Source organism: Streptomyces sp. (assembly GCF_036524955.1).
Taxonomy (GTDB): Bacteria; Actinomycetota; Actinomycetes; order Streptomycetales; family Streptomycetaceae; genus Actinacidiphila.
The window spans coordinates 1-13,233 of record NZ_DATDBG010000314.1; the positions used below are offsets into that span (position 1 = coordinate 1).

Consider the following 13,233-nt stretch of genomic DNA (forward strand, 5'->3'; position numbering starts at 1 on the left):
CCACCGGCCCCGCCCGCGCCGGCCGCACCCGCGCCGGCCGCACCCCCGGTCACCGGGCGGGTCAAGCCCGACGGTGTGCTGTGGGACCAGCAGGACCTGCTGGACTTCGCCACCGGCAACCTCGCGGACGTCTTCGGCCCGGAGTTCGCCGAGATCGACGGCTTCGGCAAGCGGGTCCGGCTGCCCGCGCCGCCGTACCACTTCGTCACCCGCGTCACCGCCCTGGACGCCGAGACCGGCAACTACCGTCCGTCGTTCATCCGGACCGAGTACGACGTCCCCGAGGACGCCTGGTACGCGGTGGACGGCGGGGTGCCGCCGGCCGTCGCGATCGAGGCCGGGCAGTGCGACCTGCTGCTGATCAGCTACCTCGGCATCGACTTCCGCAACCGGGGCAAGCGGATGTACCGGCTGCTGGACAGCACGCTGGTCTTCCACGGCGACCTGCCCTCGACCGGGCAGACGCTGCGCTACGACATCTCGATCAACCGCTTCGTCCGGCAGGGCGACGTCACGCTGTTCTTCTTCAGCTACCTCTGCTACGCCGACGGCGAGCTGATCCTGGAGCTCAAGGACGCCTGCGCCGGGTTCTTCAGCGCGGAGGAACTGGCCACGCCGCTGGGCGTGGTGGAGAGCGACCGGGAGAAGGCCCAGCGCGCCAAGCTGACCCGCACCTGGTTCAAGCCGCTCGCCCGCACCGACCACAACCGGCTGACGCCGGAGGACCTGGAGCTCCTGGCCCAGGGCCGGCCGGGCGACGTGTTCGGTCCCGAGCACGCCCAGGACCCCGGCCTGAACACCGCCCTGCGGCTGCCGGACGCGCGGCTGCGGATGATCGACGAGGTCGTCATCGACCGCACCGGCGGCCCGCGCGGCATCGGCCTGATCGGCGCGGTCAAGAACCTCGACCCGCAGGCGTGGTACTTCGAGTGCCACTTCTCCGACGACCCGGTGCTGGCCGGTTCCATGGTGGCCGAGGGCGCCGTCCAGGCGCTCCAGACGTACCTGCTGCACCAGGGCATGCACCTGGTGCTGCCCGACGCGCGGTTCCAGACCATCATCGGGCTCCAGACCGAGGTGCAGGTCCGCGGCCAGATCACCCCCGAGCACTCCTCGATCCGCTACGAGATCGAGGTGATGGAGCTGACGATGCTGCCGCGTCCGTCGGTGATCGCGGACGTGCTGGTGTACCTGGAGGACAAGCCGGTCATCCGGATGCGCAACTTCGGCATCCAGGTCCGCGAGCGGGCCGGTTCGCCGTACCGTCCGGGCGTCGGCGGCGTGCCGGTCTTCCTCGGCCGGCGCAACCGGCAGGGCGAGCCGGCGATGATCAACGAACTGCACCTGGCGCACGCCGCCAAGGGTGAGCTCGGCACCGCCATGGGCCCGGAGTTCGACATCTACGGCGAGCTGCGCGCGCCGCACATCCCCAACGGCGACTTCCAGTTCGTGGACCGCATCATGAGCCTGAAGGGCACCCGCGGCGATCTGTCGCCGGGCGCCGAGATGGTCACCGAGTACGACTCGCCGGCCGACGCCTGGTACTACCAGCAGACGCCGTACCCGCACCTGCCCAACGCCGTGCTGATGGAGACCTCGCTGCAGGCGGCCATCCTGCTCGGCTACTACCTGGGCGCCACCCTGACCCAGCCCACCACCGAGTACCGCATCCGCAACCTCGACGGGCACGCCACGCTCGTCAAGGACCTGGACCTGCGCGACAAGACCATCCGGCACCACTCCAAGCTGCTGATGACCAGCGCGGTGTCCGGGGCGGTGCTGCAGCGGTTCTCCTACGAACTGTCCGTGGACGGCGAGGTGTTCTACGTCGGCGAGTCGCTGTTCGGCTACTTCAGCGACGCGGCGCTGGCCAACCAGTTGGGCCTGGACAACGGCACCTACGTACCGTCCTGGTTGGAGAGCGAGAAGCCCGACCCGACCCGGGTGCGGCGGATCGAACTGGGCCCCGGCGCGCCGGCGTTCACCGACCCCTCCGGCGGGTTGCTGCGGCTGCCCGGTGACCACTTCGACCTCGTCGACCGGGTGGACATGGTGGCTGACGGCGGCCTGCACGGCGCCGGTTACCTGCACGGCTACCGCGAGATCCGGCCCGACGAGTGGTACTTCGAGTGCCACTTCCACCGCGACCCGGTGATGCCCGGCTCGCTCGGCGTCGAGGCCATCCTGCAGGCGATGCGGCTGTTCGTCCTGGACCAGAAGCTTGCCGAGGGGATCGAGCGGCCCCGCTTCGCGCTGGCCACCGATGTGAAGATGGCCTGGAAGTACCGCGGCCAGATCCTGCGCGGCGACGGCGAACTCAGCTTCGACGTGCACGTCAAGGAGGTCCGCCGTACCGCGGAACGGCTGGTCGTCATCGCCGACGCCTATCTGGCGAAGCCGGGCCTGCGCATCTACGAACTCACCGACGTGGCGATCGAGGTCCGCCCTGCCGAGTGATCCTCCGGCGCAGTGTCCGTCAGCTCCCGCGACGCCCTAGGAGACGTCAACAGCATGAACACCGCAACCACCCCGCTTCAGTGGCGGGGAGAGCAGTACCCGGAAGCCACCCCGGCCGGTATCTACAAGGCCCTGGCCGACCTGGACCAGCCCTGCTTCGTCGTCCGCACCCCTGAAGGCATCGCCGCGGTCAGCGGCGGACGGGTGTCGGTCACCGGCAGCCCGGCCGCCGCCCCCGGGCTGCCACTGCTGGCCGCCGTACCGGCGCTACCGCCCAACCGCCTCGGCTCCCCGGCGTTCCGTGCCGCGCACGGCGTGCGGCACGCCTACCTGGCCGGCGCCATGGCCGGCGGCATCGCCTCCGCCGACATGGTGATCGCCCTGGCACGGACGGGCTTCCTGGCGTCGTACGGCGCCGGCGGCCAGCTGCCGGAGTCCATCGAGAAGGCGCTGCGCCGGTTCGCCGCCGAGATCCCCGGCCTGCCGTACGCCGTCAACCTGATCCACAGCCCGAGCGAGGAGCGGCTGGAGCGCGAAGCCGTCAACCTCTTCCTGCGGTACCAGGTGCGCTGCGTGGAGGCGTCGGCCTTCATGGACCTCACCCCGCACGTGGTCCGCTACCGGCTGAGCGGCCTGACCCGGGACGCGGCGGGCCGCCCGGTGGCCGGCAACCGGGTCATCGCGAAGGTGTCCAGGACCGAGACCGCCGAACGCTTCATGCGGCCGGCGCCGGCCACCCTGGTCAGCTCCCTGCTCGACCAGGGCCTGATCACCCCCGAGCAGGCTGACCTGGCCAAGTACCTGCCGATGGCCGACGACATCACCGTGGAGGCCGACTCCGGCGGCCACACCGACCGCCGTCCGCTGGTGTCGCTGCTGCCCAGCGTGCTGCGGCTGCGGGACCTGGTGCAGAACGAGCACCGGTACCCGAACACGATCCGGGTCGGCGCGGCCGGCGGCCTCGGGACGCCGCTGGCGGTGTCCGCCGCCTTCGCCATGGGCGCCGCGTACGTCGTGACCGGCTCGGTGAACCAGTCCTGCGTGGAGTCGGGGACGTCCAAGGAGGCCAAGGCGATGCTCGCCGAGGCCGGCATCGCGGACTGCGAGATGGCCCCGGCCGCGGACATGTTCGAGATGGGCGTGGAGCTCCAGGTGCTGAAGAAGGGCACCCTGTTCGCGATGCGCGCCAAGCGCCTGTACGAGCTCTACCAGGGCTACTCCGGTCTCGACGCGATCCCGCCGGCCGAGCGGCAGCAGCTGGAGACCCGGATCTTCCGCAAGCCGCTGGAGGAGGTCTGGCAGGACTGCGTGGCGTACTTCGAACGGCGTGACCCCGAGCAGCTGGTCCGCGCCGCGCAGAACCCCAAGCGGCGGATGGCGCTCGTCTTCCGTTCCTACCTCGGCCTGGCCTCGCGCTGGGCGGTGACCGGGGCGGCCGACCGCACCGGCGACTACCAGATCTGGTGCGGCCCGGCGATGGGCAGCTTCAACGACTGGGTGACGGCCAGCTACCTCAAGGCTGCCGGCAACCGCCGGGTGGCGGACGTGGCCCACCATCTGATGGCCGGTGCCGCCTTCCACACCCGGGTGGCCGAGCTGGCCACCGCGGGGGTCCGGATCCCGGCCGCCGCAGCCGACTACCGGCCGGCCCCGCTGGAGCCCGCGGCCGTCGGCTCGCCCGAGGCGGCGCTGTGAACGGGGTCGCCGCGGCCGAGGAGCTGGAGCGGCTGCTGGGCAGCACGCAGGACGCCGGCAGTCCGGCGGGCTTCGCGGCGGCCGTCGCCCGCGACGAGCACGACGCGTTCCCCGACGAGCTGACCGCGACCCTGACCGCGGCAGGCTTCCACCTCAACTACCTGCCCGAGCGGTTGGGCGGCCGCTTCACCGGCTTCGCGGACAGTCTCACGCTGGTCCGTACCGCCGCCCGGCGCGACCTCAACGTCATGCCGGCCACGATGTTCAGCATCACCGCCCTGACCTGTCTGCTGCTGCACGGCTCGGCCGCGCAGCAGGAGAGGGCGGCGGCGGTGCTGCGGCGCGGCGGTGCGATCGGCTTCGCGCTGTCGGAGGCCGATCACGGCAGCGACCTGCTCGCCAACACCGCCAGGCTGACGCCGGTGGACGACGGCGCGGGGTGGTCACTGACCGGCCGCAAGTGGATGGTGGGGCTCGGGCAGCGCTGCGAACTGGCCTATGTCGCGGCCAGGACCGGTGAGCGCGGTCCGGCCGCCTTCTCGGCGGTGCTGCTCGACCTGCCGGGCCCGGCCGCAGCCGCGGGTTCCGGCCTGGACCGCGGGGCACCGGTCCGGACCACCGGGATGCGCGGGATCGACTTCGCGCACCTGGACTTCCAGGAGTTCCCGGTGCCGGCGGACGCCCTGGTCGGGCACCCCGGGCAGGCGCTGGAGGCGGCGGTACGGGCGCAGCAGATCGTCCGGGTGATGAGCACGGCCGGCAGCCTCGGCTGCGCCGACACCGCGCTGCGGGTCACCCTGGACTTCGCCGCCGGCCGCGCCGTGGGCCGTACGCCGCTGCTCCAGGCGTCCCACCCGCGCCGCGAACTGGCCCTGGCCGCCGCCCGCGGGCTGCACGTGGTGCCCGAGACGTTCAGCGTGTGGGGCTGCGCTGCCAAGCACGTGGTGGCCGAGGCGACCGAGGACCTGATCGGGCGACTGGGCGGCGTGCTGGCCACCCGGTCGGTGCTGCGCGGCGAGGGGCCGGGCGCGGGCATGTTCCAGAAGGTGCGGCGGGACGCGGAGCTGGTCCGGGTGGTGGACACCAGCGCGCTGGCGAACCTGCGCTCCTTCGCCGGGCAGCTTCCGGCCCTGGCCAAGGCGCTGAGCGCCCCCGCGGCGGTATCGGGCGGCGACGAAGCGCTGCGGACCGTGTTCACCCTGGACGCCGCGCTGCCGCCGTACGAGCCGTCGCGGCTGGACCTGAACGCGCGGGGCCGGGACCTGGCGACCACCGGTGCGCTGGCCGTGGCCGCCGAGCTGACCGCCGGTACCGGGCGGCCCGGCGGTACGGACGCGGCGCGGTGGGCCGCTCGCCTGACCGCGGCGCTGGCCGGGCTGGCCGAGGCGGCGGGCGCTGCCGGCGGCGGGGGGACCGGAGCCGGCCGGCCTGAGCCGGCCGACCTGGCCGAGCGGTTCGCCTGGCTGCACGCCGCCTGCTGCTGCCTGCTGCTGTGGTGGGCCAACCGGGACGTACCGATGTACGGGGACAAGCCCGGCTCCACCGGCTGGCTGGGCGCGTGCCTGGCCTACCTGCTGTGCCGGGCCGAGGGCACCGACCCCCGGCGCGAGGCCGAGGAACTGTACCCGGCGCTGGACGTCACCACCAGCCTCCACCGATCCCACCAGTTGTTCTCCGCCGTGCCGGTACGGCTGGCGGGGAGTCCGGGCACGCCGATGCCCCCCGATGCCGCCCGATGACGCGGCCCGATACGCGACAGGACCAGGAGGAGCCGTGCCGATAACCGATCTGACCGAGCTGGCCGACCGGCTCGAACACCATCTGGGCGACCCGCACGACCCGACCGCCGCGATGTCGTTCGCACGGGTCCTGGACTTCGACGAGCGTGAGGAGTACCCGTATCCCTTCGTCAACCTGCTCCAGCGCTGGGGCGTGCACGAGTACGCGATGCCACGGGCCCAGGGCGGCCGGGCCGGCGACGTGGAGGTGGGCTTCAACCTGCTGCGGTTGATCGCCCGGCGCGACCCGACCACCGCCACCGCCCTGATCATCACCAACCTCAGTTTCCTGCCGGCCTGGATCGCCGGCACCGACAGCCAGCGGCTCGCCATGGTCGACGCCATGCGGCGGGGCACCCGCTATGCCTGGGGGCTGTCCGAGCGCCGGCACGGCAGCGACCTGCTGAGCAACGAGACGTCCGCCGAGCCGACCGAGGGCGGCTACCTGCTCAGCGGGGAGAAGTGGCTGATCGGCAACGGCCGTGTCGCCGACGGGCTGACCGTTCTGGCCAGGACCAACCCCAAGGGCGGCCCGGCCGGCTACTCGGTGTTCGTGCTGGACAAGCGCACCGTCCCGGCCGGTTCGGTGGACGAGCTCCCGCGCGAGCGGCTGCACGGACTGCGCGCCCTGGACATGAGCGGCTTCCGGCTGGAGCGCGTCTTCGTACCCGAGACCGCCCGGCTGGGGCGCGAGGGGCAAGGACTCGAGATCGCCCTGAAGAGCTCCCAGGTGGCCCGGGCGCTGATCAACGCCATCGCCCTGTCGGCCACCGACACCGCGCTGCGGGTCACCCTGGACTTCACCGAACACCGGACCGTCTTCGACAAGACGGTCAGCGACATCCCGTATTCCCGGCGCCAGATCACCGAGTGCTTCGCCGACCTGATGGTGGCCGACGCGATGTGCCTGGGCGCGGTCCGCAGCCTCCAGGTGGTGCCTGAACAGTCCGGGACCTGGTCGTCGGCGGTCAAGTACTTCGTGCCGACCCTGCTGGAACGCACCGTGTCCCAGCTCAACGTGGTGCTGGGGGCGCGGTTCTATCTGCGTGACCACCCGCACTACGGCATTCACCAGAAAATGCTGCGGGATCTGCCGGTGGCCAACTTCGCCGACGGCAACACCGTGGTCAACCTCAAGGCGCTCGCCTCCCAGCTCGACGGGCTGCTGGCCACCGCGACCGGTGACCGGCCGGAGCCGCGGGCGGCGGCCGAGGAGCGGGCGCCGGTGCTCTACGGCATGGGCCGGGAGCTGCCGCTGTTCGAACCGTGGCGGCAGGAGCTGCACAGCCGCGGTCTGGACGACGCGCTGCTGGCGGCGCCGCGGGCGCTGGCCGAACTGCGCGAACTCGCGTCGGCGGCCAAGGAGGAGGAAGGAGACTGGCTGGCCCGCGCGGCTGACGTCGCCGCGGAACTGCTGGCGCAGGCCGAGCCACTGCGCGAGCGGGCCTCGGAGCTGCGCGCCCGGCTGGGCCGGGCCTACGCCCAGTCAGCCGAACTCTTCGACCTGGCCAAGGAGTACTGCCTGCTGCACGCCACGGCCGCATGCCTGCACACCTTCGTGCACTCGCGCGACGTCATGGAGGACCCACTGCCCAGCGGCGCCCTGCTACTGCTCCAGATGGAGCGGCTGCGCCGGTGGATCCGGCCGACGGAACAAGTCACCGACCAAGCGGTGATCGACGAGGTGATGCGGGTGCTGCGCCGCCTCCACCACGGCGACCGGCTCTTCTCCCACTGGCAGCTGCCCCTGGCGACACGGGGAGACCTGCCCGCGGCCTGTACCTGAAGGCCCGGCCCCTCCCCGGCTGCACCGTCGCCCTCACCACTTCTGAACCGAAGGGACTGCCATGTCCGCTCAGACCCCCAATGCCGGTCCGCTGCCCTCCGTCGCCGTCATCGGCGCGGGCGTGTCCGGCCTGTCCGCCGCCTACCACCTCAGACAGCACGCCGACATCACCCTCTTCGACGCGGAGAACCGGGCCGGTGGACACGCCAACACCATCGACGTCGAGGAGGACGGCCAGGTGCTGGGCATCGACACCGCCTTCGTGGTGTTCAACCGGCCCAGCTACCCCAACCTGTCCCGTTTCTTCGACGAGTTGCAGGTCGGCACCGTCCGGCACCACGGCGGTTTCACCTTCTTCGACCTCGACAGCGGGCTGGAGTTCGGCACCAAGGAGATGTCGCTGTCCGACGAGGAGGCGGCCGCGGCCGGACTCTCGCCCGAGTTCCTCCGCATACAGGAGGAGGCGCACCGGTTCCACCAGCAGGGCCGACACGACTTCCTGCGCAAACGCACCGACATGCCGCTGGGCGAGTACCTGGACCGCAACGGGTACAGCCAGGAGTTCCGCTACGGCTACGTCATCCTGCTGGCCACCGCGGTCTGGTCGGTGCCGGCCGAGCTGATCTGGGAGATGCCGGCCACCACCGTGATCGCCTTCTTCATGGCCCACGACGAGGGCGGTCTGGGCGGACAGCAGGTGGAGTGGCGCACGGTGGCCGGCGGATCGGGGTCCTACGTACGCAAGGCGCTCGACGCGATCAGTCCCAAGCTGCGGCTGGGCGAGCCGGTGACCGGCGTCCGCCAGGAGGACGACGGGGTGGTGGTGGCGACCGCGTCGGGCCCGGAGCGTTTCGACTACGCGGTGCTCGCGGTCCACGGCGACCATGCCCGGGGGCTGCTGGACAACCCCGATCCGGTGCAGCAGCGCACGCTGAGCCGGGTGCGGTACAACGCCTCGTCGGTCGTCCTGCACACCGACCGCTCGGTGATGCCGGCCGACCGGGAGCGGTGGGAGAACTGGAACTACGGCAAGGTCGCCGTGGACGGCGAAGTACGCCCGTACGTCGCCTACTACATGAACCGGCTGCACCGGCTGAACGCCCGCCGCGACTACTTCGTGACCATGGACTACCCGCGTGAGCTGCGGGAGGAGTCGGTCATCCGGGAGCTGAGCTACGAGCACCCGGTCATCGACATGGACCTGCGCAACCTCCAGAAGGACATCTACGCGGTCAACGAAGGCACCCGGCTGAAGCTGGCCGGCTCCTACTTCCACTCCAAGCAGCTGCACTACGACCAGATCGGCTCGCACGAGGCCGGGTTCTCGTCCGGCATGGAGGCCGCCGCCCAGCTGCTGCGGGAAATGCCCCGCAGCTAGTGTCCCGAGTCGTTGACGGGGATTCGGATATCCGGCGAGGCGTTCGAGGAGATCGTCTGCGTTCTTCGTCCTGACGAAGAACCCGGACGTTCATGCGGACGCCTCGCCGTATCTGCCGGTCGCCGGCGACCGGGCCCGCCGCCGGCGGACGGTGCGCGCACCATGCCGAACCGACGCCGACTCATGCAGCGCGTCAGCAAGTCAGCGAAACAGCAAGTCAGCAAGTCAGCAAGTCAGCGAATCACGATGACACCGGGCCCGGGCTCGCGGGCACCGGCGGACGGCCCGTCAGAGGAGGTGCCGTGTAGCGGAACAGTGCTCCTGCGCCATCCGGCGCAGGACCATCAGAGCCGGCTCCAGCAGCACGGTCAGCAGGACCGCGCGCTCGGCCAGCTCCAACGGGTCCTCGGAGTCGCCGAGCTGGTCTAAATCCACCTCGGCGATCTGGTCGGCCAGCCGGGCATACGGCAGCAGCGTCTGCCAGTCCAGGTCGATGCCCAGCTCCTGGAGACTCGTCAGGGCTTCGCTGAGGGTCCGCGGAGCGGTGGACGAAGGGTGCACCTGCCAGCCCATCGCGGCGATGAGCAGGTCCACTTCGCCCTTCTTGGCCGGCGGCGCCTGGTCGTGCTCCCTGGTTCCGGTGTCGAGCGCGCCGAGCACCAGCCCCAGTGTGCGATGGGTGTTCGCGTCGCAGCCGGCGATCGCCCGCAGGATCTCCGCCGTGGTGTGCACCGACAGTCCGCGGACGCCGATCAGGGCCCGCACCAGCCGGAGCCGCCGCACATGGTCCTCGTCGTACTCCGCCTGCGTGATGCCCGTCGGACGTCCGCCTGGTAGGAGCCCTTCCCGGATGTAGTACTTGATCGTCGCAACGGAGACTCCGCTGCGACGGCTGAGCTCGGAGATACGCATGGCCGTGACTTCCCGCCCTTCGCCACTGGTATTGGAGAGTGCAACTGTCTATCATGGATAGTAGAACTCGCCACTCGGCGGAATGGGAACAGTCTTGCGATCCTTTTCTGACTGCCATGCCGTACTAGTCCCTTTCGTCCGCCGTATCTTCCGTTAGCGCACACCGAAGAGGGCCGACTGTGCCAACACTGCCTTGGACCACGCCGAACCCGGGCACTCCCGGTACTCAGGCACTGGTCATGGCGTCACGCCTGGAGGTGCGTTCGCTCAAGGACGTTCCCCGGTTCTTCGTCAAGTCCCTGTCCGCCTGGAACCAGGTACGCAAGGCTCCGGGCGCCCTCGGCGCCTCCCTCATCGCCCAGCCGCTGAAGCGTACCTTCTGGACGCTGTCCGCCTGGGAGAGCAAGGACGCCCTGTACGTGTTCGCGGGCACGGAGCCGCACCGCGGCATCATGAACGGCCTACGCCCCACCATGCGCGACTCGACCTTCACCTTCTGGGAGGTTCCCGTCGAGCAGCTCCCGGTGGCCTGGGACGACGCGCGGCACCGCCTCGCCGTACAAGCCGAGAGCGACGGCCAGGCAGACAGCCACTAGTGGGTTCGCCTTCTCTCGACCGAGCTAGGAAGAGCAACGATGACATCGTCAGACGCCTCATCAGCCGTGAGCGGTGACTCCCCCGTCGCCGCAGGGGGCCGCAGGGCCCCGCTGTGGCTGGCCATCGTGGCGTGCAGTCTCCCCATGTTCATGGTCGCGCTCGACAACCTGGTGGTCTCCACGGCGCTGCGCACCCTCGCCGGAGACCTGCACGCCGACACCCAGCAGTTGCAGTGGTTCGTCAACGCCTATGTGCTCAGCTTCGCTTGTCTGCTGCTGACCGGCGCGGCACTCGGTGACCGCTTCGGCCGCCGCCGGGTCTTCGTGCTGGGCATAGTGCTGTTCACCCTGGCCTCGGTGGGCTGCGGGCTGTCGGACACCAGCAACCAGCTCATCACCGCCCGGGTGATCCAGGGCTTCGGCGCGGCTGCCGTCATGCCGCTGTCGCTCACCTTGCTGTCCCAGGCGGTGCCGGAACGCAAGCGCGGCCTGGCGCTCGGCCTGTGGTCCGCGATCAGCGGCATGGCCATCGCCTGCGGCCCGGTGGTGGGCGGAGCCGTGGTGGGTGGCCTCGCCTGGGAGTGGATCTTCTGGATCAACATACCGGTCGGCATCATCGCGGTGCCGGTGGCGCTTTTCGCGCTCGACGAGAGCCGGCTGCCCAACGGATCACTGGACCTGCTGGGCATGGCCCTGGCCTCCGGCGGCCTGCTCGCGGTGGTCTGGGGCATCGTCCACGGCGACACCGACGGCTGGAGCTCGACGCAGGTCCTGTCCGCCCTCGCGGTCGGGGCCGTACTGCTCGTCGTGTTCGTGCTGTGGGAGCGTCGCAGCGCCCACCCGCTGCTGCCGCTGTCCTTCTACCGCGCACGTGCCTTCACCCTCAGCAACGTCGTCTCCGCCAGCATGTACTTCGGTGTGTTCGGCTCCATCTTCCTGCTCGCGCAGTTCCTCCAGATCGCCCCCGAGCGCACCCCGCTGCGGGCCGGCGTCCTCACCTTGACCTGGACCCTGGTGCCCATGTTCGTCGCCCCGGTCGCCGGGGCGCTGACCGACCGGGTCGGCGGCGGCCGGCTGATGGCCGGCGGTCTCTTCCTGCAGGCCATCGGCCTCGCCTGGATCAACCTGGTGGCCACCGACAACACGCCCTACAGCCATCTGGCCGCCCCGATGGTCGTCGCCGGAGCGGGCATGGGGCTGGTGTTCGCGCCGACTGCCGCGGTGGTGCTCGGCTCGGTCAGCAGGGAGCACGCGGGCAAGGCGTCGGGCGCCAACACCACCGTCCGCGAGGTCGGCGGAGCGCTCGGCATCGCCGTGCTGAGCACCGTCTTCGTGGCCCATGGCAGCGACCGCGGCCCCGAGCAGTTCGTGGCCGGCCTGCACCCGGCGATCTGGGTGGGCGTCGCCGTCGTACTGGCCGGCGCTGTCGCAGCTCTGGCCATACCCGGTCCCGCGAAGGCCACCGTATCCGCGCCGGAGTACAGCCCTGAGAACCAGGATCACCATCCTTCGGCGGTCATCGGAACCTGACACGTCCCCGGGCCGCGCGCCGTCCCCCGGCAGCTTCGCGGGGGGCGGCTGCGTGGCCCGGCCTCTCCTGCGGCGCCCTCGACCTGCACCCAGCTCAGCCGCCCTTCCGTTCGAATGCCCCGCCCACCACCAAAGGGTGACGTCATGAGAAAAACCGCCGATGAGCGGAGAGCCGACGTAGTGCGCGCGGCCCTGAAAGAGTTCTCTCGGTTCGGACTGTACGGAACGTCGACCGACGCCATCGCACGCGCGGTCGGCGTATCGCAACCCTACCTTTTCCGCCTCTACCCCACCAAAAGGGATATCTTCATCGCAGCCGGTCACCACTGCTTCCAGCGCACCTGCGAAGCATTCCGGGACGCCGCGCACGGACTGGACGGCCAAGAGGCGCTCGACGCCATGCGGTTGGCGTACCTCCAGTTCGCCGAGGACCGCGAACTGCTGCTGATGCAGATGCAGCTGTACGTGGCCGCCAACTCCGACGAGGAGATACGGCGCGAGGTCCTGCAGTGGTGGCACGAACTGTGGTCCCTGCTGGGCCGACTGACCGGCATCCGGGATTCCGTCATCACCGAGTTCATGTCCTGCGGCATGCTGATGAACGTCCTGGTCGCTCTCGATGCCTGCGACGGCTCCCTCGGCTGGGACATGCTGGTCGCGGTCCAGGAACACACCACGAGCACCGCCGTCCTCCATGCGTCGACCACCGGGGCCGCCCAGGCCGCGCCGCCGGACCGGGCTTCCGTCCCGACGCAGCGGGTGTGGCCCCCGGACGGAGGGACGTTCCAGGGCCTGCCGGCCGGTACGGCGGCGGTCTGCACCCGTCCGGCGTGAACGGGTCCGGGCACGGCGCGTCGGCCACGCACACGGCGACGGCTGTGGACCCCGCCCGGCCGGCGCCTGACAGCCACGTCGCCTACGTGCAGTACTACTACATCGACTACGAGCTCTACCCCGACGACACCCTGTACTTCCACGCGCACTGGCGCCGGGAGAACCCCACCAAGGGCCGGGGCCCCGACCTCCAGGTCAACAGCCCGGCAGCCCACCGGCGGGACTGCGCGGCGCGCCGGGAGGGCGGCAGGTCGTGGCCGAGCGGTG

9 protein-coding genes and 1 pseudogene are annotated in these 13,233 nt (G+C 70.9%); 9 read left to right on the forward strand and 1 reads right to left on the reverse strand.

The window, feature by feature from the left end:
* From VIW71_RS24745 to VIW71_RS24765, 5 genes and pseudogenes are all read left to right on the forward strand, one after another.
* Positions 1-2,457 (forward strand): annotated as a pseudogene (locus VIW71_RS24745) (hypothetical protein); the annotation flags it as partial.
* 54 nt (positions 2,458-2,511) lie between these two features.
* Complete coding sequence (locus VIW71_RS24750; RefSeq protein WP_331624825.1) at positions 2,512-4,152, forward strand: PfaD family polyunsaturated fatty acid/polyketide biosynthesis protein; 1,641 nt, start codon at positions 2,512-2,514, stop codon at positions 4,150-4,152.
* Positions 4,149-5,891, forward strand: a complete 1,743-nt coding sequence (locus VIW71_RS24755; RefSeq protein ID WP_331624826.1) for an acyl-CoA dehydrogenase family protein — start codon at positions 4,149-4,151, stop codon at positions 5,889-5,891. The genes VIW71_RS24750 and VIW71_RS24755 overlap by 4 nt, the downstream gene beginning before the upstream one ends.
* Before the next feature lie 34 nt (positions 5,892-5,925).
* Positions 5,926-7,716: an acyl-CoA dehydrogenase gene (locus VIW71_RS24760; protein ID WP_331624827.1), complete on the forward strand. Its 1,791-nt coding sequence runs from the start codon at positions 5,926-5,928 to the stop codon at positions 7,714-7,716.
* A gap of 61 nt (positions 7,717-7,777) precedes the next feature.
* On the forward strand, positions 7,778-9,094 hold the full coding sequence (locus tag VIW71_RS24765; RefSeq protein WP_331624828.1) for an NAD(P)/FAD-dependent oxidoreductase: 1,317 nt from the start codon (positions 7,778-7,780) through the stop codon (positions 9,092-9,094).
* Positions 9,095-9,382: 288 nt separating this feature from the next.
* On the opposite strand, the gene VIW71_RS24770 is transcribed toward VIW71_RS24765, so the two are convergent.
* The gene (locus VIW71_RS24770) at positions 9,383-10,006 is read right to left on the reverse strand and encodes a MerR family transcriptional regulator (protein ID WP_331624829.1); all 624 of its coding nucleotides are present in this window, start codon (positions 10,004-10,006) and stop codon (positions 9,383-9,385) included.
* A 179-nt stretch (positions 10,007-10,185) separates the two neighbouring features.
* Here VIW71_RS24770 and VIW71_RS24775 point away from each other — a divergent pair, with 179 nt between their 5' ends.
* The 4 genes from VIW71_RS24775 to VIW71_RS24790 form a co-directional block, all read left to right on the forward strand.
* Positions 10,186-10,602, forward strand: a complete 417-nt coding sequence (locus VIW71_RS24775; protein WP_331624830.1) for a DUF3291 domain-containing protein — start codon at positions 10,186-10,188, stop codon at positions 10,600-10,602.
* Positions 10,603-10,641: 39 nt separating this feature from the next.
* Positions 10,642-12,132 (forward strand): DHA2 family efflux MFS transporter permease subunit, encoded by a 1,491-nt coding sequence (locus VIW71_RS24780; RefSeq protein WP_331624831.1) that lies wholly within the window; start codon positions 10,642-10,644, stop codon positions 12,130-12,132.
* 144 nt (positions 12,133-12,276) lie between these two features.
* Positions 12,277-12,966 (forward strand): TetR/AcrR family transcriptional regulator, encoded by a 690-nt coding sequence (locus tag VIW71_RS24785; protein WP_331624832.1) that lies wholly within the window; start codon positions 12,277-12,279, stop codon positions 12,964-12,966.
* A gap of 44 nt (positions 12,967-13,010) precedes the next feature.
* On the forward strand, positions 13,011-13,233 hold a 223-nt coding region (locus tag VIW71_RS24790), incomplete at its 3' end, for a hypothetical protein (protein ID WP_331624833.1).